Origin of the sequence: Xanthomonas hortorum (genome assembly GCF_011305375.1) — a bacterium.
Classification (GTDB): domain Bacteria; phylum Pseudomonadota; class Gammaproteobacteria; order Xanthomonadales; family Xanthomonadaceae; genus Xanthomonas; species Xanthomonas hortorum_E.
Window position 1 is genome coordinate 96735 of sequence record NZ_VCME01000014.1, and the last position, 26883, is coordinate 123617.

Annotated in this window: 19 protein-coding genes; 8 read left to right on the forward strand and 11 right to left on the reverse strand. The window is 64.5% G+C overall.

All coding sequences use genetic code 11. The annotated features are described in order from the left end of the window. The first annotated feature begins 246 nt into the window (after positions 1–246). The gene (locus FFY45_RS13570; RefSeq protein WP_176340829.1) at positions 247–792 is read left to right on the forward strand and encodes a PadR family transcriptional regulator; all 546 of its coding nucleotides are present in this window, start codon (positions 247–249) and stop codon (positions 790–792) included. A gap of 521 nt (positions 793–1313) precedes the next feature. Then, positions 1314–2102: a siderophore-interacting protein gene (locus FFY45_RS13575; protein ID WP_176340830.1), complete on the forward strand. Its 789-nt coding sequence runs from the start codon at positions 1314–1316 to the stop codon at positions 2100–2102. A 573-nt stretch (positions 2103–2675) separates the two neighbouring features. On the opposite strand, the gene FFY45_RS13580 is transcribed toward FFY45_RS13575, so the two are convergent. Both FFY45_RS13580 and FFY45_RS13585 read right to left on the reverse strand, forming a co-directional pair. Further along, positions 2676–3404 carry a YceI family protein gene (locus FFY45_RS13580; RefSeq protein WP_176340831.1) on the reverse strand — a complete coding sequence of 243 codons (729 nt, stop codon included), beginning with the start codon at positions 3402–3404 and terminating at the stop codon, positions 2676–2678. A 91-nt stretch (positions 3405–3495) separates the two neighbouring features. Beyond that, positions 3496–4086: a malonic semialdehyde reductase gene (locus FFY45_RS13585; RefSeq protein ID WP_176340832.1), complete on the reverse strand. Its 591-nt coding sequence runs from the start codon at positions 4084–4086 to the stop codon at positions 3496–3498. Between the two features lie 136 nt (positions 4087–4222). Here FFY45_RS13585 and FFY45_RS13590 point away from each other — a divergent pair, with 136 nt between their 5' ends. The 5 genes from FFY45_RS13590 (at position 4223) to xopAG (ending at position 9496) form a co-directional block, all read left to right on the forward strand. Then, the gene (locus tag FFY45_RS13590) at positions 4223–5170 is read left to right on the forward strand and encodes a mitochondrial fission ELM1 family protein (protein WP_176340873.1); all 948 of its coding nucleotides are present in this window, start codon (positions 4223–4225) and stop codon (positions 5168–5170) included. 55 nt (positions 5171–5225) lie between these two features. After that, positions 5226–6083 (forward strand): DUF2145 domain-containing protein, encoded by an 858-nt coding sequence (locus FFY45_RS13595; protein WP_439333536.1) that lies wholly within the window; start codon positions 5226–5228, stop codon positions 6081–6083. Beyond that, positions 6080–6583: a hypothetical protein gene (locus FFY45_RS13600; protein ID WP_176340834.1), complete on the forward strand. Its 504-nt coding sequence runs from the start codon at positions 6080–6082 to the stop codon at positions 6581–6583. The genes FFY45_RS13595 and FFY45_RS13600 overlap by 4 nt, the downstream gene beginning before the upstream one ends. A 223-nt stretch (positions 6584–6806) precedes the next feature. Next, positions 6807–7364 carry a VUT family protein gene (locus FFY45_RS13605; RefSeq protein WP_176340835.1) on the forward strand — a complete coding sequence of 186 codons (558 nt, stop codon included), beginning with the start codon at positions 6807–6809 and terminating at the stop codon, positions 7362–7364. Between the two features lie 584 nt (positions 7365–7948). Beyond that, complete coding sequence (xopAG, locus tag FFY45_RS22280; protein WP_303396514.1) at positions 7949–9496, forward strand: XopAG/AvrGf1 family type III secretion system effector; 1548 nt, start codon at positions 7949–7951, stop codon at positions 9494–9496. Positions 9497–9578: 82 nt separating this feature from the next. On the opposite strand, the gene glnE is transcribed toward xopAG, so the two are convergent. The 9 genes from glnE to FFY45_RS13655 all read right to left on the reverse strand — a co-directional run bounded on the left by glnE (position 9579) and on the right by FFY45_RS13655 (position 25186). Next, complete coding sequence (gene glnE, locus FFY45_RS13615) at positions 9579–12395, reverse strand: bifunctional [glutamate--ammonia ligase]-adenylyl-L-tyrosine phosphorylase/[glutamate--ammonia-ligase] adenylyltransferase (RefSeq protein WP_176340836.1); 2817 nt, start codon at positions 12393–12395, stop codon at positions 9579–9581. Between the two features lie 1043 nt (positions 12396–13438). Then, on the reverse strand, positions 13439–13789 hold the full coding sequence (locus FFY45_RS13620; protein WP_176340837.1) for a DUF3325 domain-containing protein: 351 nt from the start codon (positions 13787–13789) through the stop codon (positions 13439–13441). Beyond that, positions 13777–14100: a hypothetical protein gene (locus FFY45_RS13625; RefSeq protein WP_176340838.1), complete on the reverse strand. Its 324-nt coding sequence runs from the start codon at positions 14098–14100 to the stop codon at positions 13777–13779. The genes FFY45_RS13620 and FFY45_RS13625 overlap by 13 nt, the downstream gene beginning before the upstream one ends. Continuing rightward, complete coding sequence (locus tag FFY45_RS13630; RefSeq protein ID WP_176340839.1) at positions 14097–15719, reverse strand: PepSY-associated TM helix domain-containing protein; 1623 nt, start codon at positions 15717–15719, stop codon at positions 14097–14099. Before FFY45_RS13630 ends, FFY45_RS13625 begins: the two co-directional genes overlap by 4 nt. 40 nt (positions 15720–15759) lie before the next feature. Beyond that, entirely contained in the window at positions 15760–18288 is a 2529-nt protein-coding gene (locus tag FFY45_RS13635; protein WP_255171969.1) for a TonB-dependent siderophore receptor, read from the reverse strand. Positions 18289–18405: 117 nt separating this feature from the next. Next, positions 18406–19455, reverse strand: coding sequence for a FecR domain-containing protein (locus FFY45_RS13640; protein WP_176340840.1), 1050 nt, complete (start codon positions 19453–19455; stop codon positions 18406–18408). A gap of 9 nt (positions 19456–19464) precedes the next feature. Then, on the reverse strand, positions 19465–19974 hold the full coding sequence (locus FFY45_RS13645; protein WP_043909174.1) for a sigma-70 family RNA polymerase sigma factor: 510 nt from the start codon (positions 19972–19974) through the stop codon (positions 19465–19467). 420 nt (positions 19975–20394) lie between these two features. Next, positions 20395–22803: a hypothetical protein gene (locus FFY45_RS13650; protein ID WP_176340841.1), complete on the reverse strand. Its 2409-nt coding sequence runs from the start codon at positions 22801–22803 to the stop codon at positions 20395–20397. Between the two features lie 205 nt (positions 22804–23008). Beyond that, entirely contained in the window at positions 23009–25186 is a 2178-nt protein-coding gene (locus tag FFY45_RS13655; protein WP_176340842.1) for a translocation/assembly module TamB domain-containing protein, read from the reverse strand. A 166-nt stretch (positions 25187–25352) separates the two neighbouring features. Between FFY45_RS13655 and scpC the strand changes: the two genes are divergently transcribed. Continuing rightward, positions 25353–26867: a succinyl-CoA:acetate CoA-transferase ScpC gene (gene scpC / locus FFY45_RS13660; RefSeq protein WP_176340843.1), complete on the forward strand. Its 1515-nt coding sequence runs from the start codon at positions 25353–25355 to the stop codon at positions 26865–26867. Positions 26868–26883 lie beyond the last annotated feature (16 nt).

Consider the following 26883-nt stretch of genomic DNA (forward strand, 5'->3'; position numbering starts at 1 on the left):
CGTTGAGGTCGTTCGGCATCGGTGCTGGCCGGCTTTGGTGCAAGTCGACTTTGGTGTCGTTCGGCACCGGGCCGACTGGTCCCTGCTCTGCTTAGCGTGGGCACGGTGGTCGACGGCGTGGTGCTGGACCGGCCGGGCGAGGCCCATCGGGACGAGAAGGCGCACGGCCCAGGCGATCTCGTGTGCGTCAGCGCTTGCGAGCAGCGCGAATTCGATATATCGTTTCGTCATGCTTCGATATATCGAATGAACACGCGTCCTCCACCTGACGACATCTCCGCAGACGCCGATGCGGCCTCCGACCCAAAGCCCGAGCGCGGCACAAGCGGACGCTCGCGGCCGTTGGGGCATGGCGATCTGCGTTTGTTGTTGCTGGCGCTGATCGAGCAACAGCCGCGGCATGGGTACGAGCTGATGCGGCAGATCGCCGCATTGTTCAAAGGGCTGTACACCCCGAGTGCCGGCGCGATCTACCCGGCGCTGGCCCAGCTTGAAACCGACGGCTGGGTGCAGACGGCTCAGGATGACGGCCGCAAGCGCTATCAGGTCACCGAGGCCGGCCGCACGCACGTGGCACAGCAGCGCGACGCACTCGACGCGGCGCTGGCACGCACGCATCGCCGCGCACGCGAGTTGATCAAGGCACAGACACCTGCACCGATTCGCGAGGCGATTCATCGCATCAAGCACGGCCTGTTTGCGCGGCACGGGCAGTGGACGGAAGCAGAAACTGCACGCATCGCGGCACTGCTAAACAACGCCGCTGATGGCATGGAGCGCGATGACGGCTAAGTGCGCCTATCGCCGTGATCCCAAGCCAGCCGATGCCAGCTTGATTGCGCTTTGCGACAGTGACACCTCATGCAATGTTCGCGTTGCGGGCGTCAGTGACGGGCATGAACCGCAGCACATGCGTTGTTTTGTGACTTCACAACGCTGCAAATTCCAAAGCATCGACCTTGCGTGTTTGGCAGCGACGTAATCGCCTGTCTTGATCAAAATGCAATTTCAGAATCAACACACAGTTTCAGCCGCGGGACGGCAAGCCCCTCTCCCGCCGGGAGAGGGGTTGGGGTGAGGGTACGGGCGAAGCCACGTGCCATTCCAACTGCGTGCGGCTTCGCCCGTACCCTCATCCGCCCCTTCGGGGCACCTTCTCCCGATGGGAGAAGGGATAGCTAACAGCAGCTGCTCCTAGCTGGTTTATTTGCCTAGCTGGTTTATTTGATTGTTTATTGCGCCATCAGTTTTGCCAGTTACTCCCCACTTCTTCCCATCGCGCATACGCACGGCAATCCAGGAACAATTCCCCCATGGCAACCCACACCAACACCCAAGTCCGCCGCGACTCGCGCCTGCGCTCCGTGCAGGTGCTGCGCTGCGAATCGATCACCCCGCAGATGCGCCGTATCGTCTTTGGCGGCAACGAACTTGCAGGCTTTCAAAGCGACGCACCGGACGATCACGTCAAGCTGTTCTTCCCCAATGCCGATGGCGCCTTTGTGCTGCCGACGATGACGGCAGAAGGCCCGCGCTATGACGAGGGCGCCCTGCCCTCGCCGGGCCGCGATTACACTCCGCGCGCATTCGACCCGCAAAGCGGCGAGCTGAGCATCGACTTCGTGCTGCACGGCGACGGCGTGGCCACCAGCTGGGCAGCGCACGCACAGCCCGGCGACACGCTGAAGATCGGCGGCCCGCGCGGCTCGTTTCTGGTGGCCGACGACTACGACCACTACGTGCTGATCGGCGACGAAACCGCACTGCCGGCGATCGGTCGCTGGCTGGAATCCATGCCTGCCGACATGCATGCAGAAGTCTTTATCGAAATTGCCGACGCCGCAGAACGCCAGGAGCTGCTCAGCGCCGCCGACGTGGACGTGTACTGGCTGGAACGCAACGGCTTCGATGCGGCCAGCAGCACCTTGTTGGAAGACAGCCTGCGCGATTACGAGCCGCACGATGGCGATACCTTCTACTGGATCGGCGCCGAATCCATGCGTGCACGTGCGATGCGCAAGTTTCTCGAAGAGCACCACGGGGTGGACAAGGAGTCGGTGCGCGCGAAGGGATATTGGAAGGCTGAATCAGCTCCGCACTAACGGACAGCATGGCGGCTCTGGGTGCAGCGTTTGCCGTGCAGACGGCTGTTGATCTGTGGACTTCCGCGGGGCCCTTGCCGGCCCACCATCGCGGGACACGCCGCAAGTACGTCCGTGCAGGTACGCGGCATCCATGCCGCGTAAGGTCCCGCGACGGTGGGCGGGCAAGGACCAGTCCAGATGGTCGATGCGCATGGTTGCAAGCAAGGCATGGTGTGTTATTTGGATAACGCCGCGGCCGATCAGCTTCGCAACGCAAAACGCGACGCGATCAACAGGTAGGCTTTCATCAAACTACAGACCAACTCTCTGGTGCGGTGTCCTCACCGCTTGCAGGACCGTGTGGCGGCATGGATGCCGCCACCGAGCCCCCAGGGACGGGTTCACGGCGTGTCCCGCGAGCGGTGAGGGCACCGCGCCCTCGACCGCAATGCCCATAAAAAAACGGCGCTTCCCACCGAGATGGAGAGGCGCCGTTTTTTCTTTAGTGAACAGCATTACGCCAATCGAACGGCTCCTGCGTTCCACACATCGGTGCGACCACGCGCACCGATGCATGAACTTTGCAGCGAATTACTTCGCAGCAGCGTCACCGGCCTTGGCTTGCAGGGCTTCGGTGGTGATGCGGATCTTCACTTCGTCGCTGACGTTCGGGGCGTACTGGCCCACGCCGAAGTCGGTGCGCTTGATGGTGGTGGTGGCGTCGAAACCAGCGGCCGGCACCTTCTTCATCGGGTGCTCGCCGGCACCGTTGAGGGTGACGTCCAGCACGACCGGCTTGGTCTGATCCTTGATGGTCAGATCGCCGGTGACGGTCAGCTTGTTGGGGCCAGCCGCTTCGACCTTGGTGCTCTTGAAGGTGGCGGTCGGGAACTTGGCCGCGTCGAAGAAGTCACCGCTCTTGAGGTGTTCGTCGAACTTGGCGGTGAAGCTGTTCAAGCCGGACAGCGGCAGAGTGACCTGCACGGTGGACTTGGTCACGTCGGCCGCGTCGTACATCAGGGTGCCGTCGACATTGCCGAAATGCGCGGTGGGGTTGGAGAACCCGAAGTGGCTCCACTGCGCCAGCACGTCGGTGTGGCTCGGGTCCAGCGTGTAGGTGCCCGAGGCCACCGTCACGGCCGGCGCGGTCGAGGCGGTCGACTCGGCGGCAGCAGGTGCCGGGGCAGCAGCGGCGTCGGCCGGTGCGGTGGCAGCTGGGGTTTCGGCGGCCGGTGCGGCGGCGTTGTCGGCCGGCTTGGAGCAGGCGGCAATGGCCAGGGTCAGGGCGAGCGGCAGCAGCAGTTTGTGGGTGGTCTTCATTGAAACTCCATGTGATGAGAGACGCGTTGGATCAACGCGGATGGGACAGAACGCAGACGGACGAGGACTGCAGGAAAGGGGGGACGCACGCTTATTCGATGCGTGCGGCTTCGTCAAAACTCAAGCGCGGCAGCCGCGGGTACAGCGCGGCCGGATCACCGTAGCCGAGATTGATCAGGAAATTGGATTTGATCGGCGTGCCGGCAAAGAACGCCGCATCCACCTTGGCATTGTCGAAGCCGGACATCGGGCCGGCATCCAGGCCCAGCGCACGTGCGGCCAGGATCAGATAGGCGCCCTGCAGCGAGCTGTTACGAAATGCACCGGACACGCGCATATCGCGCGAACCTTCGAACCAGCTCTTGGCATCGGCATGCGGGAACAGGTAGGGCAGCTTTTCGTGGAATTGCTCGTCGTAACCGACGATCACCGTGACCGGCGCGCCCAGCGTCTTGGCGGCGTTGGCGTCGGACAGCGCTGGCTTGAGCTTCTGCTTGCCTTCCGGGCTGGTCACGAACACGAAACGTGCCGGCGAGCCGTTGGCGGCAGTCGGGCCCCACTTCACCAAGTCGTAGAGCTGGCGCAGCTGCTCTTCGCTGACGGGCGTGTCGAGAAAGGCGTTTTGCGTGCGGGCTGTACGGAACAGCTGATCCAGCACGGCAGCGTCGAGCAGGTCGGACATGAAGACTCCGGAAGGCAAAGGAATGGGCGACAGTAGAGTGCGGCACCGGCCCAGGTGTGAAGACCCGCAGTGTAGAGTGACGCGATTGCTGCAACACACGCTCAATCTGAAACAAATCTATGTCGGATTCGAAACGATGGCGCTGACCTGGGCGGTCAGCGATGGCCGCGCAGGCAACGCACGCCAGGCCGAGGCGCTGGCGCGTGCGCTGCAGCCGGAGCCGGTCACCGCGCTGCATCTGCAGGCCCGCGCGCCCTGGCGCTGGCTTGCGCCGCGCCTTTTACCAGGCGCCCAAGCCGCATTCGGACCCGGATTCGCCCGGCAATTGCAGCAGCCACCGGCGCTGGCGATCGGCTGCGGACGCCAGGCCGCGCTGGCCACCCGGCTGTTGCGCGCGCGCGGTAGCCGGGTGGTGCAAGTCCTGGACCCGCGCCTGGACCGGCGCCACTGGGATCTGCTGATCGTGCCCGAGCACGATGCGCTGCGTGGCGCGAACGTGATCACCCTGCTCGGCAGCCTGCACCCGGTGGACGATGCCTGGCTGGCCGCCGGCCGCGCCGCGTTCCCCACGCTCGGCACCCTGCCCGGCCCGCGCGTGGCGCTGTTGATCGGCGGCCCAACCGCACATGTGCCGTGGACGACCCAGGCGTTGGCGGCGCTGTGCGCGCAGCTACGCGAGCAGCTGTACGCGGTCGGTGGCAGCCTGCTGGTCACCACGTCGCGACGCACTCCGCCGGAGGCAATGACGAGGCTGCGCAAGCTGTGCGCAGATCTGCCAGGCCTGCTGTGGTGCGACACGCGCGATGGGCCAAATCCATACGCCGGCCTGCTGGGCTGGGCCGATGCGATCGTGGCCAGCGCCGACTCGGTCAACCTGCTCTCCGAAGCCTGCGCCACGCGCGTACCGGTGGCCGCAGCATTTGCCGATCAGGCACAAGGGCGGGTTGAGACATATGTTCGGGCACTGCAAGCGCACGGCCGTCTATGCGAGGCAAGCGCGGTGTTCGCAGCGCAGCCGCACCTTGAACCATTACGCGAAACCCAGCGCATTGCCACCCTGGTGCGCGAGCGCCTGCACGTATGATGGCGCGGCCGTGAGTGACACGGGGCAGACACAAGGACGATGCACCCGCATGCAGATGGAAGACAAACAACGCACCTGGCCTGCAACAACGCTGTTGCTCCTGTGCCTGAGTGCCGCACTGCCCGCCGTTGCCGCGCCGGTGTGCACCCCGCATTACCCCACACCGGCCACGCTGGCGGCGATGTTCGACATGGCCAAATCCACCCAACAGGCGCTGGATGCCCTTGACGGCGCGCAGGTGGTACTGCTGGCACGCGGCGGCCAGGATCTGAGCCGCTACGGCTTGAAACACAGCCATCTGGCCTTCGCGTTGCGCGAGGACGACGGCACCTGGAGGGTGAAGCACCTGCTCAATCACTGCAAGTCGGACAGCTCCGAGCTGTATCGCGAAGGCCTGAGCAACTTCATCGGCGAAAGCGCACTCAATGCGGATCTGCGCGTCGGCGTGCTGGCGCCTGCATTGCAGCAGCAGCTACACACGCTGTTGCAGGATCCGGCCCCGCTGGCACACACGCTGCACGAAGCGCGCTACAGCATGATTGCCTATCCATTTTCCACCGAGTATCAGAACTCCAATCAATGGGTGCTCGAGGTGTTGGCAGCGGCGCTGGCGGCGACCGACGCACCTTCTGCGACACCGGCGCCAGTGCAGGATCGGCGCAGCGCGCAAGCTTGGCTCAAGCGTAACGGCTACCAGCCCACGCGCCTGCATCTCGATCTGAGCAAGCGCATCGGCGCACGCTTCTTCGTCGCCAATGCCGCCGTCACCGACCATCCTGCCAGCGAACGTATCTCCGGCAATTATTCGGTGATCACGGTCGAGTCGGTGTTCGATTTCCTGCAGCAACACCAAGTGCTGCAGCAGGATCATTCCATTCCACACAGCGTCACCACGCACGGAGCGTCTCCATGAACATCCCTCTTCGATCGGCCGGGCTTGGCCTGTTGCTGGCCATCGCGTTTGGTCAGCCGATGCGGGCCCACGCAGGCTTGACCACGATCACGCGCGGCGATGCCTCGACGATGTCGGCGATTCTGGTGGTGTCTGCACCGGTGTTCGTGTCGATCGCTGTCGGCCACAGTGTGGGCAGGGGCTCGGAAGCACTCGGCGATGCATCGAACAAAGCCTCCGCCGGGCCATTGCCGCCGATGCGGGTGAAGTCGGTGGAGAAAAACACCGATGGCGGCTGCGAAGTGCACTTGCAGGATCCAGCGAAAGCCGACAACACCGCCCTGCTGCGCTGGCCAGCACGCCAGGACGACCCGACTGCGGGCTTCCACGTTGGCGAGACGGTGACCTTTCAACCGAGCCCGGCCGGCGCAGGCTGGACCGTGCAGTCGCCACAAGGCCAGGCGTTGGCATTCGTACCGACCGCAGAAGCGGCCGCACAGAACAGCAGCAAGACATGGTGATGCTGGAACGCTGCGTACAAAAGCTCTCGGCTGCGATGTGGCGTCGCTGACGTCTCACGTCTCCGGACACGGTGTTACGCGCGGTGCGCGCGCGCGTGTCGGCCACTGTTCTGCCGAACAGCCACGCCATGGTACTGGTGCAGGCACTTGCGGCCCCGCGCGCGCTGGCCCGCATGCGCCAACGCGCGGATAATTCGCGCTGATCGCTCACTGCCGCACCGCCATGTCCACCACCTCACCTACGCTGTTCGCTCCGCTCACCGCACGTGCCTTGACGTGGGCGGTGCTGGCCATGGGCGCGGTGGTGCTGTTGTCCAACATCCTGGTGCAGTACCCGATCAACGATTGGCTGACCTGGGGCGCGTTTTCGTATCCGCTGGCGTTTCTGGTGAGCAACCTGATCAATCGCCGCTTCGGCCCACGCGCAGCGCGCAAGGTGGCCTGGTGCGGCTTTGCGCTCGCAGTGGTGTTGTCGATCTGGCTGGCAACGCCACGGATCGCAATCGCGTCGTGCAGCGCGTTTATCGCTGCGCAGTTGCTGGATATCAGCGTGTTCGATCGTCTGCGTAATGGCAACTGGTGGCGCGCGCCGATCGTGGCGACCACCTGCAGCGCCACGCTGGATACGGCGATCTTCTGGAGCATCGCCCTTGCCGGCGCCGGTCTGCCGTGGATCAGCTGGGCGGCCGGCGATCTGGCAGTGAAGCTGGGCATGGGCGTGTTTCTGCTCGGCCCGTTCCGCGCACTGCTGTGGCGTAGCGCTCCGCGCGCGAGCGGGTGACTGCAGCACACACCTCGACCGACATGATACGGGTACGCCTGCATCCAACGGCAGTGCATCGATCGCACACGCTCCTGATACGAGCCACAACGTGGCTGCTCGCTTATGACATCACATCTTCGCAGTCGAAATGAAAGCGTGCGCAGATCTGCGGCACAGTCGTCTCGTGAGTCAACTGGGAGCAAAAACGCTTGGTTTACGGGGTCGACTACGGTTGATGCGCACACACTGTTGCACGCACCATCGAGAACACCGGCATAACGCGTTTGGTCAGCGACGTCCTAGTACAGGCAAATCCAGGTGACTCCACCGCGGCAGGGCATATTCATTATCACGTGGCGGAACGAGAGATCGCGTACACCGAATTGATTGGGCGGTCCGCATCATTGATTGGGCGGTCCGCATCTTCAATCACAGAGCTGGACCGATGATGGATGAAACCACCAGACGGCACCCGCAAACGTGTGCTACGCCCCTCAATTCTCTACCCCGCACGCTCTGTTCATTACGTTCGGTCATAGGCCCGCCCAGCATCGACTCAACCGGCATCGCTGATTTCCGTCCTGCACTCTAGGAGACCCCTCATGCGAACAAAAACCTCACTGCCGTTGGCCACCGTTCAGCGGCTACTGACCCCTGCCACCTCCTCCGGGTTATCCACGCCCGCACCTGCGTCGGCGTCAGCCACTCCCCGTGCAGAAACGACGGCAGGCTTACTGGGAGCGTTGCCAACTCGAAAGAACAAGCAAAAACAGCAAAGCCAACGTCCACCCAATACGCAGGAAGGCACACCAAAGAATGGCAGAGACCATGGCGGACAGTGGGCAACACGAGCTGCCAAGTACGCTCTTGGCATTGCTGGCGCAGGCTATGTGGCAGACAACTTCTTTCTTTCAACGACCTCGCTCCGCGACGGCAAGGCCGGATTTAGCAGCAATGATCGGCTTGAGAAAGCATGCGTGAAAGCGGAGAGCTATCACGCGCGGTATCACAGCGCTACCGAAGGAGAACGCGCATCGCACAGCCGTCCCTTCGTACCGATCAGAACGTGCGGGTCCAACCAGTTCGCCACCATGAGCGACTACCGTGCGGCGACCAAGGTTCATATCGGACACCTCTTCGACAGCCAGCACGCACAGCAATCGCTGCTCACCAACCTTGCCTGCCTCAAGGGCGAGCGCATCAGGGACGAGTGCATTGCCCAGTACGCCCCTACGCATGTCCCGGCCAATCCGGACCTGAGTAGAAGCCCGCTCTACGAAACCAAGAACAAGTACTCTCTGACCGGCGTACCCAATGCTCAGACCGGTGCAAGCGGATATACCTCACGATCAATCACCCAGCCCTTCATCAATCGCGGCATGCAGCATTTCAAGCAGGATTCCCAGAGCGACAGAGCGTTGTCGCTCAAACAGTGCATGGAATTGCTTGAACGTACACTGGAGGGCGACGACAAACTTGGCAAGCAGGCACAACACGCTGCCGGCCAAGCGATCCTGAATTTCCGTCAGGTGTATGCCGCCGACGAGCATTGGGGCCACCCCGAAAAGGTCATCATGAAAACGCTGATCGCCAACGGGCTGCTATCGCAGGAGCAAACAGACAGGATCGATGCGACCCTGATGTTCGAAGATCCGTCCATCAGCGTATTGAAAAGAAACACCAGTGTCGCCGGGCCGTTATTGCAACAGTTGGAAACGAAGTTCCAGTCCAGGCGTCTGCAAGATCGACCCGAAGCTCTTGCAGACTTCATGGAGATGGCGAAACAGAAGAATATGGAAGGCCTGCCGATCGTGCACTTCAAGCTCAACGCGCAAGGCAATGGCTTCGAAGACTGTTCCGGGTTAGGCGATTCGTTTACCAGCGCAAATGCCGTTGCATGCATCAACCACGCACGCTTGATGAGCGGTGAGCCCCGTCTTTCCAAACAGGATGTAGGGGTAGTGGTGGCATGCCTCAATGCTGTATACGACGATGCGAGCAGCGTCAGGCATACGTTGCATGAAATCGCGCGCGGATGCTTCGTCGGAGCCGGCTACACCACCGAGGATGCTGATGTGTTTTACGAGAATGTCTGTAAGGATGCTGCACAGGCGTTCTATGCAGGAAGGTCCATGACCAGAAACGCCTAGACCCGAGCGAGTGCTGATGCGTAGCGCACAAGGACTGCGGGCGTGCCGCACTGCAGAGAAACGGCTGGCTCCGCCGACGTCTTTAGGCGCCTTTTCCTGGCGGAAATCGCAACTGCTGCGCATCTGCAATCGATGCAACAATTTGGCAAGCATCCCGAATCGGAGGCGTGGAGACCACCAAACGTGGCCGACGGTCCAACGTGCAACTCAGGCCCGCCTCCACCAACGTGGCGTGGGCGTGGTGCAGCGGCGCTGCACTCTCGGCCGGTAGCCACTGCACCTGCACCAGCGCGTCGATCAATGCGGGCGTGGCGCAGGCCAACAGCAACTCGGGATGCTGTGCTGCCTTGCCGAGGACACCGGCCTGCATCACGAATTCCAGATCGACCAAGCCGCCTGCGCCTTGCTTGAGATCCAGTCGCCCGGTATCGCTGCGATCGAGTTCGCTGCGCATGCGCGCACGCATCTTGCGTACGTTCTCGTGCAGCAGTGCGGGGTCGCGCACGCGTGTCAGCGTCTCGCGACGCACCTGCGCGAACGCTTCGCAAAGCGCAGCATCGCCGGCCACCGCACGCGCGCGCACCAGCGCCTGATGCTCCCAGGTCCAGGCACGATCGCGTTGATAGTCGCGATAGCTGGCGAGCGAGGACACCAACGCGCCCTTGCCGCCGTCCGGGCGCAGCCGCACATCGATGTCGTAGAGACGGCCGGCGCCGGTTTCGGCGCCCAGCAGTGTCATCACCTTCTGCGCAAGCCGCGCAAACCAGCGTCCGGCTTCCAGCGGCCGCTTGCCATCGGAGGCTTCCACCTCGCGTGGGTGATCGTAGAGAAACACCAGATCCAGATCCGAGCCGAAGCCCAGCTCCAGACCGCCCAGACTGCCATAGCCGATGATGGCGAACGCGCCGCCGGGCACCTGCCCATGCGCGGCGACCAATTCGCGGCGCGCCAGCTGCAACACCGTCTGCACCACCGCTTCGGCAAGCCAGGCCAGTTGCTGGGTGCTCTCCACAGCCTGTTGGCGACCATCGAGCGTGGCCAGTGCGATACGAAAACTCAACGCGAGCCGGCGCTCGTTGAGTTCGCGCAAGGCCGCTTCGGTATCGTCGATCTGCAAGGTGTCGACGCATGCGGTATGCAATGCGGCGCGGTCGGGCAACGGACCGCTGATGCGGGTGTCGAGCAATTCGTCCAGCAACAACGGATGCGCCGCCAGGCGCTCGGCCAGCAAGGCGCTGCGCGAGAGCACATCGACCAGGCGTGCGAGCGCGCTGGGTTGTTCGTCCAGCAGCGCCAGATAGCTGGTGCGGCGCAAGGTGGCCTGCAACAGGCCGAGCATGCGGCGCACGGCGGCATCGGGCTGGCTGGCGCGGGTGGCCGCATGCAGCAGCGCCGGCATGACGCGGTCGAGCCGTGCGCCGGCAGTATCGGAGAGCGCACGCACGCCGGAGGACTGCGCAAAATCGGCCAGCACCTGATGCGCGCCGGCTGGATCGTGCAAGCCGATGCCTGCCAACGGCGCGGCATCGCCTTCCGGTAACGCGCGCCAATAATCGGCAAGCGCATCGGGCGCGGTGGCATGGACGCGTGGTGCCAGTAGCTCGGCAAATTCGGCGGCCACGCGCGCACGTTGCGGGGCCAGTGCCTGCAGCAATGCCGACCAATCCGCGTAGCCCAGGCCCACCGCAATGCGTTCGCGATCCAGCGCTGCCTGCGGCAAGGCGTGCGTCTGTGCATCGCGCAGCATCTGCAGACGATTTTCGAGCCGGCGTAGAAAGCGATACGCCTCAATCAAGGCATCGCCATTGCCGGCATCCATCTGACCTGCGGCGACCAGCGCCCGCAATGCAGGCAACAGGCGGCGCTCGCGCAGGGTCGGTTCGCGCCCGCCGCGAATCAGCTGCAGCGATTGCGCCAGAAACTCGATCTCGCGGATGCCGCCCGGTCCGCGCTTGATGTCGTCCAGCCGATCGTGCCGCGCCACTTCGGCGGTGATCGCCGCCTTCATGTCACGCAAGCCATCCAGTGCAGTGAAGTCCAGATAGCGTCGGTAAACGAAGGGCCGCAGCGTTTCCAGCCAGGCTTCGCCAGCATCGATATCGCCGGCCACCGCACGCGCCTTGAGCCAGGCATAACGTTCCCAGTCGCGGCCTTCGCGCTGAAAGTAGTGGTCCATGCCGGTGAACGACAAGGCCACCCGCCCGGCCGTGCCAAACGGGCGCAGACGCAGATCCACGCGATGGCTGAAACCATCGGCAGTGGTTTCGTCGAGCAGCTTGGCCAGCTGCTGGCCCAGACGTGCAAAATATTCCTCGGCGGCCAGCGGGCGCGCGCCATCGGATTGGCCGCTCTGCGGATATGCGTAGACCAGGTCCACATCCGAGGAAAAATTCAGCTCGCCGCCACCGAGCTTGCCGAGCCCGAACACCACCAGCCGCTGCACGCTGCCGTCTTCGGCAATCACCTGGCCGTGGCGGTCGCGGAATTGCTGCTCCAATGCCTGCAGCCCGCATTGCAGGCAGGTTTCGGCCAGGCGGGTTGCGCCGGCCAGGGTGTCGTCCACGCTGTCCAGATCGAGCACATCGCGCCACACCAGCCGTGTGGATTCCGCGCTGCGGTAGCGCCGCAGCTGCGCCGGCCAGGCCTGGGGCTGTGCGGGATCGAGCAACGGCAGTGGCAACGGCGGCGGATCGGGCTGCGCCAGGTGCTGCAGCAACGCCGGCTGGCGCGCCAGGGTATCGAGTGCAAACTCGCTGGCGAGCGCGACTTTTTCGAGCCGCTGGTCGACGTCATCGCCCGGCCAGGACTGGTCGGCAGGCAGCGCATGACGGACGCGCGCTACGGCCCGCTCGATCAGAGCGGTGAGCGCAGGAGACACGGAGACGATGGGCGGCGACATGCATGGATTCTGGCATCCCTGCGCGATGGCGGCACGTGTCTGCGGTTGATCCGGCTGTGTTTAGAGCACCCAACATAACTGCAACACATGTGCTCTGTGGCTTCCGTGCAGGGCCCTTGCCCGCCCACCATCGCGGGACACGCCGCAAGTACGTCCATGTAGGCTCTTACGCGACGGTGGGCGGGCAAGGACCAGTCGAGTTGGTCGGCGTGCATGGTTGCAAGCAGTGCATGACGTGCGTTGTTTGGATAACGGCGCGTTCGGTCAGCTTCTCACTGCAGGCAGAGCAATAGGCAGGCTTTTAACAAAGCAGCCTACAAACTTCCTGGTGCGGTGCCCTCACCGATTGCGGGACCGTGTGGCGGCATGGATGCCGCCACCGAGCCTCCACGGACGGATTCACGGCGTGTCCCGCGAGCGGTGAGGGCACCGCGCCATCGACCAACGCCGACCAACGCGGCTTTGAAACATCCGAACGACGCTGAAGCTCAAGTTCTCGTTCGTCTTGAGAGGCGTTTAAACGATGTGGATGCGTCAAGTGCAGAGCGGTTGATCTGCGGCTTGGCTGCAAGGCCCTTGCCCGCCCACCATCGCAGGACACGCCGCAAGTACGTCCATGTCGGCATCCATGCCGCGTAAGGTCCCGCGACGGTGGGCGGGCAAGGACCAGTGGAGAGCGTCGGAGGGCATGGTTGCAAGCAGTGCATGACGTGCGCTGTTTAGATAACGGCGCGTCCGAACAGCATCTCAATGCAGGCGAAGCAATGGGCAGGCTTTCAACAAAGCAACCGACTCACTCTCTGGTGCGGTGTCCTCGCCGCTTGCGGGACCATGTGGCGGCATGGATGCCGCCACTGAGCCTCCAGGGACGGATTCACGGCGTGTCCCGCGAGCGGTGAGGGCATCGCGCCCTCGACCGACCAGGCTTTTGACTGCATCTAAACTCCCATGCGATGAGGTGCGGTCGGCTCGGCGCGTTTCGATCCGAGCAACGTCACTGCCATTGCCGACCTCACTTCACTGGTCAGCGAACTCCGCACCACCTACTGCGCGCGCCAGCCAATCACCACACACGCCACGCAGCCCAGCAGCAACGCCAGCCATGCGCTCCAGCGCGGCGCGTACGCCAGGCCCAGCGCCACCAACAGCGCGCCCACGCTGAGAAACCCCAACCACAACATCGTTCCCACCGTGCCGCCCCAACCGAGTACGCACAGCACAAGCGCAACAAACAACAGGCAGGTACCGATCGAGCGCAACAGCCACCGCTGCGTGACTGGTGCAGTGCGGCGACCGGTCAGCTGCTCGTAATGGCGATGCATCGCCACGGCCAACGCCAGCATCCCGGCATGGCACAGCGCCGTGCCCAGCAGCGCAGTGATCAGCCCACCCATGGCGTGCTCCGCAGTAGCCAGTTCGTGCCAGCCAGCACTCCCAGGCATATGCCCAGCCACAACCACATGCGCGACGCATTGCGCGCGCGGAACATCCATAACACCACGACGGTGTAGATGACGAAGCTGAGTAACGTCGTGCTCAGTACCGCCACCGCAGGCAAGACGCCGGCAAACCGGGTCAACAGCTGCGCCAGCACGCTGCAGCCGGTGGAGGTCAGTGCATAGCCACCGACACTGGCGGCCAGCACGCGACCGGCGACCGACCAGCGATCACGCGTTACCGATGCAGGGCTGGAGGCACGATTCACAACGCATCCCTCGCGGCAGTGGCGCCCCGTTTGGCACGCACCGTTGCAGGCCGCATGGCACTGCGATGCGCGCGATACGACGCGTACGCAAACGCCACAGCAAACGCGAGCGAGACCAGCTCGACCCCGGCACGTTGCAGATCGCCGGCGGCCAGATACGCGCCAACGTGTTGCCCGGTCGTCAGCGCATTGAGCAGCGGCAAACCAAGGCACAGCAGCGCGGTGACCGCCAATTGCTCCACCCATGCACGTGCAGGCGGGCGCAACAGCGCATGCAGCAGCGTGGCCATCCACACCCATAGGAATGCATGGATTTCGATCTGCACGCGCTCGGCATTCGCAGCCGGCACCAAGCGATTGGCATAGAAATACGCAATGCTCGCCAATGCGGTTCCGGCAAGCGCGGCGACATTGAGCGCTTCCACCACCCGATAGATGCCGGCAGTGGCCGCACCAAACTCCTGCTCGCTGCGCCGACGCCGCTTGATCGAAAACAGCAGCGTGCCGGTCGCCATCATCAAGGTGCCGGCCAGGCCACAGATGAAATACAACCACTTGCTGGTCCAGCCGCCGAAACCGGCTACATGCAAGGTCTTGATGACCTCTTCTACATCCTGCGCATGCATGTCCGTGCGTGAAGCATCTGCATGCTGCTCCAGCACCGCGCCGCTATTCGCATCGAACACCACGCTGCCGGGTGGATTGAGCAGACGCCGCGAGCTGCCGGTATCGGCCATAGGCGCAATCACGCGCAGCTTGCTGCCGGGTTGATCCGGGCGCTCGATCACCAGCGTTTGCGCAGGCGCGCCGTTGAGTACCGCAGCGCGCTGCACCAACTCCGGCAGATAGGCAGGCACGCTGTTCAGCGCAGTGTCGTCTGCACCTGCAACAGGCGACGCCGGTGACAGATCATCGGCATACCGCGTGTACGCGTCTTCATCGCTGCCATATACCGCCTGCAAGGGCGCGGGCATGTAGCTGGTGTAGAAATACGCCAGCCCGGTGTAGACGATCATCAGCAGAAACGGCAGCGTCAGCACCGCGGTGGCGTTGTGCGCGTCCAGCCACGACCGCTGGCCCTTGCCCGGACGAAAGGTGAAAAAATCCAGAAAGATTCGCTTGTGCACGATCACCCCGGACACCAGCGCGATCAGCCCGCACATCGACACCCAGCCCACCAGCCAATAGCCGGGAATGCCGCCGTGCAAGGTGTAGTGGAAGCTCATGAAATGCCGGCCGCCTTCGGTCTGCCGGCCCCACGGCGACGGCAAGACTTCGCCGCTACCGGGATCCAGTGAAGCCTGGCCCTGGCCATCCGGCGTACGCCAGAACAGCGTTAGCGCCTCACCTGGATGCGCAGGCAAGGTGATCCGCCACAGGCGTGCCTGCGGCGCGAGCTGACGCAGCTGCGCCAATGCACGCGGTACCAGTGCTTGTTCCGGCAACGCCGCGTGCGTGCTCGCACTCGGCAAGGCAGGTGTAGCCTGCATCCAGCGAGTGATCGGGTCGCGAAACACGCTGAGCGTGCCGGTCAGGAAAATCGCGCACAGCAACCAGCCGCAGGTGAGTCCGCACCAGGTGTGCAGCCACGCCATGCTTTGGCGAAACCCGTCCTTCATGCGGCCATCGCCACGCACCATCTCGCTGCCGATGCCTGCATTACAGCGCGCCGCGCAGGGTTACCATCACATTGCATGGTTCGCCGTAATAGCGGCCGTTAACGAAGCTGGACAGCGTGTTGTAGTACTGCTTGTCGAACACGTTGTTGAGGTTGACCGCCAGCGACCACTGCCGGTTGACCTGATAGCGCGCCAATACATTCCATACCGCACGTCCTTCGATCGGCGCGATGGCGGTGCCGATCTGCCGATACGCCGCACTCTGCGCACTGACACCGCCGCCAACGGTCACATCCTGCAACACACCCGGCAACCGATACGTCGTCCACACACGTAGCAAATGCTTGGGCGTATAGCTGTTGAAGGCCTGTCCCTGGCTGGTGACATCCTGCAGATACGTCGTACGGTTGAAGGTGTAACCGGCAAACACATTCCAGTCGCGCAGCACTTCACCGCTCACTTCGGCATCGAATCCGCGGCTGCGTACCTTGCCGCTGTCGATGTAGCAGAAGTCGTTGTTGCGGCAGGTGGGGCTGGTGGTCAAGTCGGCCTGCGCACGGTTCTTCTGCTCGATCTGAAACAACGCAAAGGCCGTGTTGATGCGGCCATCCAGCCACTCGCCCTTGATGCCCAGCTCGTAGTTGGCACCGGTCATCGGCTTGAGCATGTCGCCGGCTTCGGTCTGCGCGTTCTGCGGCTGAAAGATGTCCGCATAGCTGGCATAGGCCGACCAGTTCGGGCTCAACGCATACACCAGGCCGGCATACGGCGTGACCTGCCCGGTCTCGCGGGTGTGCTCGATCGATTGCGACGGCAACAGCCCGGTGGTGGTGGTGTTCCACTGGGTGTCGTGCCAGCTCACACGGGTGCCGACGATGGCTTTGAGCGGGTCGCTCAACTGCCAGCGCAACGCGCCGTACAGGCCGAACTCGCGCGAGGTGCCATGCCGTGCCTCGCGCGCATTGGCGAAGATTTCTTCGTCGCTGATCGCCCGCACATTGCGCTGCAGATCGAACACGTTGAAGGTCTGGAAGTTGTTCTTGGTACCGTAGACGGTGTCGACCGTGTTCTCGGCGAAATTGCTGCCCAGTACCAGCTCATGCCGGCGGCCCAGCGCGTTGAAATGCCCGATCACATTGGCATCGAAGCCGAACGCATCCGTATCGGAGATGGTGCGTGCCGCCAACAAGGCGCCGGTGCCGTTGGCCGGATTGATCGCACGGCTGGAGCTGGCGTATTTCAGATCGTGCAGCTCGCGCACCTGCACCGCACTGAGCTTGAACACCCAATCGTCATTGAAGCGATGATCCAGATCCAGATACAGCCCGCGATTGGACGAAGACTGCCGGTTCCACTGCGCGCCCAGATTGGTCTCGCGTGGCAGGCCGATATCGCGGCCATCGGTGAAGCTGGGCAGGCCGCCGAAGAACGGCCGGCCTTCGACCTGTTCGTAGCTCACACCCAGGCTGAGCTGGGTCTGCGGCGAGAACGCGTAATCGAGCGTGCCGTAGTAGGTGGGCGTGCGGCGCGTGACGCCATCCACGAACGAGCCCTGGTCCTGATAGTCGATCACCCCGCGCGCGCGTAACGCGCCATCGGCGGTGAGGTTGGCGCTGCCATCGATCAGCGCGCCGTAGCGATCCCACGTGCCCCCCTGCAGCATCACGCTCACGCCCGGCACATCCAGCGGGCGCTTGCGCACCAGGTTCACCGCACCGCCGGGATTGCCCGCGCCCTGCAGCAGGCCGGCCGCACCGCGCAGCACTTCGGCGCGATCGTAGATGCCCATGTTGGCGCTGTAATTGCTGGCCCGGCCGTACATGCCGCGATTGAGCGGCACGCCGTCGTACTGCACCGTGGTGATGTCGAACCCGCGCGAATAGATGTACTTGCCGCCCTGCGGGCTCTGCACGATGGTGATGCCGGTGGTGCTGGCCAGCGCGTCGTAGACCGAGGTGATGTTCTGCTCGTCCATCAACTGGCGGGTGACCACACTGATCGACTGCGGGATGTCCTTGAGCGATTGCTCGCCGCGGCCGATGCTCACCGCACGCGCGGTATAGCTGCCGGTGCCGCTGGTGGCCGCACTACGGTTGGCCTGCGCGGTTACCTTGACGGTCGGCAGCAGCCACGCATCCACCTCGCTCCTGGTCGCACTCACCCGCGGCGCGGCGCGCAATACATAGCCGCCGGTCTCCAACGGCACCGCCTGCAAGCCGCTACCGGCCAACAACGCCGCCAGCGCCGCCGGTGCGGTATAGCTGCCATCCAGCCCGGCGGTGGTCTTGCCGTCGGTCTGCGCGGCGGTGAAGCTCAGCAACAGGTTGGCCGAACCGGCCAGGTTGCGCAGCGCCGGTGCCAGCGGGCCGGCGGGAATGCGATAACTCTGCCGCACATCCTGCGTGGCGGCTGCGTTTTGCGCCATTGCATCGGGCATGCCTGCACACAGCGCCAGACTGCACAGCGCAATCGCAACTGCCGTGCTGATGGGCCGCTGTGCTGCCCGTACAGAAGCGATACGCTGAAACGAAGAAGAAAAACGTTGGCCGCGGCGGGCAGTGATCGACATGCTGTTTCCACAAGATGTTGGTGTCGCACTGACACCGTCATTGTGGAGGTGCCGCAACTGCGGCGATCGGGCAGGCCGGCAGCAAACTTTTTTGTCGACGTGCCGCCGGGCAGCGCCTTAGCCCTGCCCGGCCGCCTGCACCGTCACCCAATACCGGCTGCGCCGGCTCACCCGCACCGGCAGCACGCTGGGCAGCATCGCCAGGATGCGCTCGGTGTCGTCCAGCGGAAAGACGCCTGAGACGCGCAGCGCGCCCACCGCCGGATCGCAGCGCAGGAGGCCGGGGCGATACCGGCCCAGTTCGGCGATGAAGGCATCCAGCCGCAATTCGTCGGCGATCAACTGACCGCGTACCCAGGCTGCCGCCTGCGCATCGACTGGAGCGATGGCGCCTAGCGCCTCGGTGGTGAAGCGACACTGCTCTCCCGCATGTACGCGCCCAGCAGCGTTTCCCGCCGCATGCGGCCGCACCTCCACCGCACTTTCCAGCACGCTCACCTGCGTGTCGCCCTCGTCCTGACGCACGCAAAAGCGCGTGCCCAGCGCACGGATATCGCCTTGGGCGGTGCGCACCACGAACGGCCGCGGATCGTGACCGGCGCCCAGCGCATGCGCGGTCGTCACCAGGATTTCGCCGGCCAGCAACTGCAGCAGCCGCTGGTGCGCATCGAAACGCACATCGATGGCGCTGCGCGTGTTGAGCGTGATGCGGCTGCCGTCCTGCAGCTGCAGGTCGCGGCGCTGCCCCGTTGCGGTGGCGTAATCGGCGGTGGCGCGCTGCCAGGGTTCGGTGCGCGAGACCAGCACGCCGGTGGCCCCGGCCACCCCGCCCCACAGCAGCAGATTCAGCGCCTTGCGCCGCCCCGGCGATGCCTGGCCGTTGTTGCCGGCATACGGCGACAGACTGCGATACGCCGCCTGCGGCGTCAGCGTCTTCAGCCGCCCGGTCACCGATTCGATATGCGCCCACGCCCGCGCATGATCCGGATGCGCATCGCGCCACTGCTGCCATTGCTGCAGCTGCGCGTGGCTGGCACTGCCGGACATCAGCAGCGTCAGCCACTCGGCTGCCGCATCGGCGACCTGCGCACTGATCGGTTGCCCGCCGGCCAGCAGTAGCCGCTGGGCGCCAAGGGACTGCGGGCTGCGGGACGCGGCATCACCCATCTGTGCGACTCACGCCGAGAGCGCGAACAGGCAATGCCGGTTGGCACGCGTGAGGTATTGCTTGACCGAGCTGCTGGACACCCCCAGCCGCTGCGCGATCTGCGCGTAGCTCAGCTCCTGCAGATGGGCCAGCAAAAAGGCCTCTTTCACCTTGGGCGGCAGGCCGTCCAGCGCCTGGTCCAGCTGCTGCACCGCTTCCAGCGCCAGCAGTTGCAGCTCCGGCGACGGCGCCACTTCTTCCGGCAGCGCGGCCAGCATTTCCAGGTAACTGGTTTCCAGCAGCTTGCGGCGCTGCCGGTGCGCCATCAACCGGCGCGCGATGGTGGCCAGGAACGGCCGTGGCTCGCGGATCTCGGCGGCCGCACCGGCATTGATCACGCTGATGAAGGTGTCCTGCGCCAGGTCGGCGGCCACGAACGCATCGCCCAGCTTGCGCCGCAGCCAGCCCTGCAGCCAGCCATGGTGGTCGGTGTACAGGCGCTCCACCTGTTGATGAAGCGCGCCTTGCGTGACCGACACGATGACCTCCTGAACGGCTGAGCCCGGACCGCGAGGCATCCGGCGATAAATGAGAATTGATCTCATTCTATCGGATGCCGGCGGCGCGTGCAGGCGCGCGCTCCGGGCCGGCCTTTCTCGCTGGCTTCCGGTTGCGGGTCGATGCTGCCCCATTACGAGGCACGGCTGACCTGGGCCAGCTGGCTGACTTCAGGCGTTTTTCCCGCTGAGCGGAGGTGGCGGTGACTTGACTCGCCAAACCTCAGGCAATAAAAAAGCCCGCTTGCAGCGAACTGCCAGCGGGCTTTGCTCCCTCCCCCACGTCGGGATGCAGGATCATAGTGCGCGCCCCGAACGCCACTTGCACGCTGCACTGCAAAACAATACTTGGCAGTACAGAACTGGCGCTTTTCCTTCACATCACCTTGCCGCGCGAAGACCTCAGCGCAGCAGATCGGGCTGGGCCTGATACCACTCAGGTGCGCGCAGCAGATGCCATTCCGGCGTGTTGCCGCGCAGGCCAACCGCCGCGCTCAGCATCCCCCAGCGGGCAAGCAGGCTGCCGCTGCGTTGGGTGCCCTGCAAACGCAGTCGTGCATCCACCTGAAAGCGTTCGTTGCGTGCCTGCAGCCGATCGACGATGACGGTGTCGTCCTGCCAATGCACGCGACCGGTCACTTGCGCCTGCCCCGCATCCACCAGCCGCAGCATCCAGTTCGGAATCGAGCGATCGCGCGCGTACAGCGACATCAGGAATGCCAGATCGCGCACCTGGATGCGCACGCGCCCATCCACACCGATCGGCTTGCGCCATTGCATATGCGTGTCTTCCAGTACGATGCGCGCCCACCACCCATCGCGACGTTGTCCATCCGGGCCGGTGAATCCGATATTGCGCAACTGGATGGTGCTGGCATCGAGGCGGAAATTCTCTGCACGCAGATCGCCGCGCTGCAGACGCAGATCTGCATCCACATCGCCACGCAGTGCGAGGCCGGCAAACTGCAGCCGCGCCGCACGCGCACCGATGCGCAGCCCGCCCTTGCCGATACGCCCACCCGGTTCGATCTGCAGATCGCCACTGAGCACACCGTTGCCGCCATCGAAACGCAGTTGCTGCTGCGGCAGATAGCGGTTGTAGGCACGCAGATCCGGCACGCGCGCATTGGCGAACACAAGATGCGCGCGTGTGGCATCGCGCAACGTCGCCAGATTGCGTGCATCGGCACGCGTTTGCAGATCCAGACGCAGATCGCGGCCCTGCACGAACGGGCGCGTGGGCGCATCGCTGTGCGCAATCGAGAACTGCTGCATCTGTAATACGAGTGCAGGCAGCAACTGCCCATTGGCATCGGCGTCCACACGCAGATCGGCACTGGCCTGCCCATCGATCGCATGCCCCATCACGCCGACATGCGCACGCACGTGCGGTACCTGCAGACGACTGCCGGCGCCGAGTTGGCCGCGATCGATCCGCAGATCGGCATCCACCAGGCCGTCGTCCTCCAGCGTCAGCCAGTCCACATCCGGAAACAGTGCCGGAATCCAGCTCAGCGAAGCCAGTTGCCAATGCACCCGCGCATGTCCGGAGGTACGCGGCAACAGGCTGCGCATGGATTGCAGCGGCAGCTGCCGGCCTTGCACGCGCAGATCCGCATCCAGCGTCAGCCCGGCATCGGCCGGCTCGGGCATGCGCACTTGCAAGCGCATGTCCTGATCGACTTGCAGTTGCGCTGTCAGTTCGCCAAGCAAGGCAGCCGGCGTGCGCGTGCTGTCGTGCAACGGCGCGCGCCATTGCAGCTGGCTGCCGGGTTGCAAGGCGCCCCGCGTCCAGCGCAACTCGCCATCTGCGCGGCCTTTGCCGGCACGCGTGGCGACCGTGTGGCGGCCCTGCGCATTGCGCGTCACATCCAGTGCGGCAGTGTCGCCATGTACCGCCACCAGCGCGTCGGTGAGTTGCAGCAGCGCAAGCCCACGCGCTTGCTCGGGCGCATGCCGCGCGATGCTGGCTTCGATGCGCAGCTGGCCGTTGCGCAGCACTTCGCTGTTATCCCAGCGCATCCGCGCATTGTCGAAGGTCGCACGCGAGGGAAACAGTTCCATCGGACCGCCGCGCAATTGTTTGAACACGCCCAGCTGCAGTTGGCCATCGCCTTCGATGTGCAGCTGGCGCAGCGTCAAGGCCTGCACTTGATCGGCGACGATGCGGTCGAACTGCAGGGTCCAGGCCGGAGCAGTCGGCAGGGTGCTGGCCGGGGGTTCAGAGACCTGGGCGACCTGGGCGGATTGCGGCGTGCTGGTGCGCGCGCCAGTCATCTGCGTGGGCAGCTGCGTGCCGGCTGAGACCTTTGCGTTGCTCGTTGATGTAGATGTCTTGTCTTGCGCTGGCGTGCCGACTGCGCCAGTCACCGGAGCAGCGGCAACCTGCGTGCTCGGCGCTGTCGCCGGCGCTTGCGTCGCTGCAGCACCGGGCGTCGGCGCAGCCGCCTGCATCCCACCGCGCACGCCGGATGCATGCAACTCCGGCACCAGCAGCTGCCGATGCAATAACGGCAACAGCTGCACCTGCCCGCTCATGCGCTGCGCGCTGACGTTCCAGCTATTACGTGTCGAGCGGCCTTGCAGGTCCACATTCCACAGCACCAGACGCCCCGGCCACCAGGTCACTGCAGGGCCCCAGTGCATGCTGAATTTGTCCGGCTTGCGGTTGAGCGCTGCCGGCCCAAGCGGTGTGTTGAGCAACAGATTGCCTAACAGCAAATAGCTTGCATACAGCGCAACCAGCGCCAGCACAGGCCAACGCACCGCGCGGGGCAACCCACGCCAGCGGGCGCGAACAGGCATCGTCATGACGGCAGGCTCCTGAAGACCGCGCACGCGGCGTGGCGCAGTGTGCCAAGCAGGCCGTGAGTGCGGCGCGCAGCGGCCGATCGCGGCTGGCACCAGCAGGCTGCCCGTGCGCATTCGATGTCCTACACGCGCGGCAGTGCGCGCACTGCCTCTGCGACGACGGCGAAGCTGGCCGCATGACGCAAGACCTGAAACAACGTACCGCTTACTTCGCCTTCGACACCGCCGGCAACAGCCCCGGCTGCGCGTCGTACCACTCGCGTGCGCCGGCCAGATGCCACTGGCGCTGCTTGCCATCGAGTTCGATCCCGGCGCCCAGCACGCCCCAGCGCAGATACAGATCGCCGCGCCGCTGTTCCTCGTTCAAGGCCAAGCGCGCACGCAGCGACAGGCGCGCGTTCTCCGCATGCAGGTCGTCGATCAGCACCTGCTGCTTGCGCCAACGCACCCGGCCGGTGGCATCTAGCTCGCCCGAATCCAGCAAGCCCAAGACCCAACGCGGGTAATCGGCGCGTTGTGCAAACACCGACAGCAGCGGCGCAACATCGCGCATGCGAATCGCCGCTTCGGCATCCACCTGGAACGGCGCACTGGCCTGGATGGTGCCGGCGCCGACCTGCATCTCGCCCCACCAGTTGGCATCCGTGCTGTCGTCGCCTACGCGCATATTGCGCAAGCGCACGCGCGTGCCGCTGAGGTCGAAGAACTTGTTCTTGAAATCGGCGCGCTGCAGCTGCGCCTGCAACTCGGCATCGCCGCGCATCTGCACGCCGGCCAGTGCAAGGTGTGCGCCCTGCCCGCGCAGATTCGCGTGACCGCTACCGACCTCGCCGGAGGCATTGAGCGCTACATCGCCGGTCAGGCTGCCACTACCGCCGAGCAGGCGCACGTTGTTGCCCGGCAGATAGCGGTTATAGACGGTGAGATCGGGCACGCGCGCATCGCTGAAACGCAGCTGCGCCTTGAGCGTGTCGCGCAGGCGCGCCAGTTCGGCGTCGCCATGCATTGCCAGCTGCAGATCGCGGCCGTCCAGCAGGATCTGTTTGGGCGCATCGCGCGGCGCGGCCTTGAACGTGGGAATGCTCACCTCCAGATGCGCCTGCGGCGTGGCGGCATCGTCGATGCGTCCGTGTGCGGTGGCGACACCGGCCAGGCGTGTATCGAACACCTGCGCCACGGCTTCCACCCGCGGAATTTCCAGGCTGCTGCCACTGGCGAGCCGTCCTTGCGCCAGCCGCAGATCGGCCTCGACCAGGCCACCGCCTTCGAGCTGAAACCACGGCTTGCGCACGAACAACTCGGCAATCCAGTTCAGGGATTCGAACTTCCAACGCCCACGTACCTGACCGGACAAACTCGGCAACACCTGCGCCGGATCCTGGAAGGGAATGCTGCGCCCGGCAATGCGCAGGTCGGCATGCAACTCGCTGCCGGTCTTTTCATCGCGCGGCAGCCGCGCCTGCACGCGGATATCGCGCGCCACATCCAGTTGCAACGCCAGCATGCCGCGGTCGGTCGCGCCGACGCCCGCCAGCAACGGTAGGCGCCAGACCGCATGGCTGCCCGGCTGCAGGGCGCCTCGATCCAGCGTGATGTCGGCCTCCACCCGCGCCGCCGAGGGCCCGCTGCGGATGTCCACGTGCGGCGCGCCGGTGTCGATCTTCAACGCCACCGTGCTGGCCTTCAGCTGCAGGCGCGCGTGGGTGATGCCGAGCTTGCGCAGGCCCGGCGCCTCATCGCGGTAATGGCGTGGAAACTGGAATTGCGTGTCCAGCTGCGCGCCATTGAACACCTGCACCCCGTCATAGCTGACCACCGCATCGGTAAAACTTGCCTCGGAAGCAAACAGCTCCGACGGCCCGCCTTTGAGCTGCTTGAGAAAGCCGACAGTGGCGTGGCCTTGCCCGGCAATCAGCAACTTGCCCAGACGCGCACTGCGGATGCTGTTGCTGGTGATCGCATCGAAGCGCAGCGTCCAGCCCTGATCGCCACGTGGCGGTGGCGGAATGGGTGTATCGGAGGTTTCAACTTCCGCGCTCAGGCCGGTGGCATGCAACCACGGCAGGCGCACCTCGCGCCGGAACAGCGGCAGCAAGGCGACGCGCGCGTTGGCGCGATCGGCATGCAACACGTACACGGTGCGGTTGGCCTGCCCGCGCATGCGCACGTTCCAGGCCATCACCTGGCCCGGAAACACAGTGAGCGCGGGGCCGGTCTGCATGGTGAATTTATGCGGCTGCCGGTTGGTGACGGCATCGAACAGCGGCGTGTTGAGAAACAGGTTGCCGGCCAGCAGATAAAGCGCATACAGCGCCAGCAGCACGACCACTGCAATGCGCCACGGCCGGGGCCAGCGCTGGAAGCGATCGCGAAGTGTGGGCATGGGCGCAGGCAGTGATGAGTCTGCCGTCACTATCGCGGTTGCGCTGGCGGCGAGGCGTGAACATGCGCATGGCCGATGTCGCGCTCGCTCATTCCACCAAGGTCGCGCCCCGATCGAGGTGTGCAACGGCGATAATTGCGCTTCTCCCGTTTCCGCTGTGCTGCCCATGTCCGACGAACGCATCCTGCACGCGCCGCTGCGCGAACGCCTGGTTTCTGCCGAGGCCGCTGCCGCCTTGATCCAGCCCGGCGAGACCGTGGCGATGAGCGGCTTCACCGGCTCCGGTTACCCCAAGGCGGTGCCGATGGCGCTGGCACAGCGCATCGAAGCGGCGCATCTGCAAGGCCAACCGTTCCAGATCAAGTTGATGACCGGCGCCTCCACCGCACCGGAACTCGATGGCGCGCTGGCCAAGGCCGAGGGCATCGCCATGCGCATGCCGTTCCAGTCCGACCCGGATGCGCGCCAACGCATCAACGCCGGCACCCTGGACTACATCGACATCCATCTCAGCCATGTCGCCCAGCACGTGTGGTTCGGTTTCTACGGGCAGATCGATACCGCGGTGGTGGAAGTCTCGGCGATCCGCGCCGATGGCAGCCTGGTGCCGTCGACCTCGATCGGCAACAACAAGACCTGGCTCGACCTGGCCAAGAAAGTGATCATCGAGGTCAACGATTGGCAGCCGGCCGGCCTGAATGGCATGCACGACGTTTATTACGGCACCGCGCTACCGCCGCATCGCAAACCGATCCCGCTGCTGCATGGCGACGACCGCATCGGCGAGCCCAGCCTGCGCTGCGATCCGGACAAGATCGTGGCGGTGGTGCGCACGCATGGCCCGGACCGCAACAGCCCGTTCGCCGCTGCCGATGCAAGCAGCGAACGCATCGCCGAACACCTGATCGAGTTCCTGCGCCATGAAGTGAGCAAGGGCCGGCTGCCGGCCAATCTGCTGCCGCTGCAATCGGGCGTGGGCAATATTCCCAATGCGGTGCTGGCGGGGCTTGCACGCAGCGGCTTTCGTGAGTTGGAAGCGTTCACCGAAGTGATCCAGGACGGCATGCTCGCGCTGCTGCGCGATGGCGTGCTGCGTTATGCCTCGTGCACCGGGTTTGCGCTCAGCCCAGAAGGCAACGAGGAGTTCAAGCGCAATATCGATTTCTATCGGCAACGCATCGTCATGCGCACGCAGGAGATCTCCAACCATCCGGAACTTGTGCGCCGGCTGGGCTGCATCGGCATGAACGGCATGATCGAGGCCGACCTGTATGGCAACGTCAATTCCACCCATGTGATGGGCAGCCGCATCATGAACGGCATCGGTGGCTCCGGCGATTTTGCGCGCAATGGATTCCTGTCCATTTTTTTGAGCCCCAGCATCGCCAAGGCCGGCAGCATTTCGTCGATCGTGCCGATGGTCAGCCATGTCGATCACACCGAACACGACGTCTCGGTGATCGTCACCGAACAAGGCCTGGCCGATCTGCGCGGGCTCACGCCCAAACAACGTGCGCGCCAGTTGCTCGATCATTGCGTGCATCCGCGTTATCGCGATGCACTGGAAGATTATGTAGCGCGCGCCAATCGCGACAGCTACGGCAAGCACACCCCGCATCTGTTGACCGAAGCGCTGTCGTGGCATCAGCGTTGGTTGGAGACGGGGGATATGTTGGGGTGATCGCGCGCGTTGCAGC

What these genes read in the sequence shown, in the direction of transcription:
- FFY45_RS13620 (WP_176340837.1), bottom strand. Translation starts at nt 13,789, where the DNA reads ATGGGTGGGCTGATCACTGCGCTGCTGGGCACGGCGCTGTGCCATGCC.
- FFY45_RS13590 (WP_176340873.1), top strand. Translation starts at nt 4,223, where the DNA reads ATGGCGCTGACCTGGGCGGTCAGCGATGGCCGCGCAGGCAACGCACGC.
- FFY45_RS13635 (WP_255171969.1), bottom strand. Translation starts at nt 18,288, where the DNA reads ATGTCGATCACTGCCCGCCGCGGCCAACGTTTTTCTTCTTCGTTTCAG.
- FFY45_RS13640 (WP_176340840.1), bottom strand. Translation starts at nt 19,455, where the DNA reads ATGGGTGATGCCGCGTCCCGCAGCCCGCAGTCCCTTGGCGCCCAGCGG.
- FFY45_RS13580 (WP_176340831.1), bottom strand. Translation starts at nt 3,404, where the DNA reads ATGAAGACCACCCACAAACTGCTGCTGCCGCTCGCCCTGACCCTGGCC.
- FFY45_RS13595 (WP_439333536.1), top strand. Translation starts at nt 5,226, where the DNA reads ATGGAAGACAAACAACGCACCTGGCCTGCAACAACGCTGTTGCTCCTG.
- FFY45_RS13600 (WP_176340834.1), top strand. Translation starts at nt 6,080, where the DNA reads ATGAACATCCCTCTTCGATCGGCCGGGCTTGGCCTGTTGCTGGCCATC.
- FFY45_RS13570 (WP_176340829.1), top strand. Translation starts at nt 247, where the DNA reads ATGAACACGCGTCCTCCACCTGACGACATCTCCGCAGACGCCGATGCG.
- FFY45_RS13655 (WP_176340842.1), bottom strand. Translation starts at nt 25,186, where the DNA reads ATGCCCACACTTCGCGATCGCTTCCAGCGCTGGCCCCGGCCGTGGCGC.
- FFY45_RS13630 (WP_176340839.1), bottom strand. Translation starts at nt 15,719, where the DNA reads ATGAAGGACGGGTTTCGCCAAAGCATGGCGTGGCTGCACACCTGGTGC.
- xopAG (WP_303396514.1), top strand. Translation starts at nt 7,949, where the DNA reads ATGCGAACAAAAACCTCACTGCCGTTGGCCACCGTTCAGCGGCTACTG.
- FFY45_RS13605 (WP_176340835.1), top strand. Translation starts at nt 6,807, where the DNA reads ATGTCCACCACCTCACCTACGCTGTTCGCTCCGCTCACCGCACGTGCC.
- glnE (WP_176340836.1), bottom strand. Translation starts at nt 12,395, where the DNA reads ATGTCGCCGCCCATCGTCTCCGTGTCTCCTGCGCTCACCGCTCTGATC.
- FFY45_RS13650 (WP_176340841.1), bottom strand. Translation starts at nt 22,803, where the DNA reads ATGACGATGCCTGTTCGCGCCCGCTGGCGTGGGTTGCCCCGCGCGGTG.
- scpC (WP_176340843.1), top strand. Translation starts at nt 25,353, where the DNA reads ATGTCCGACGAACGCATCCTGCACGCGCCGCTGCGCGAACGCCTGGTT.
- FFY45_RS13575 (WP_176340830.1), top strand. Translation starts at nt 1,314, where the DNA reads ATGGCAACCCACACCAACACCCAAGTCCGCCGCGACTCGCGCCTGCGC.
- FFY45_RS13585 (WP_176340832.1), bottom strand. Translation starts at nt 4,086, where the DNA reads ATGTCCGACCTGCTCGACGCTGCCGTGCTGGATCAGCTGTTCCGTACA.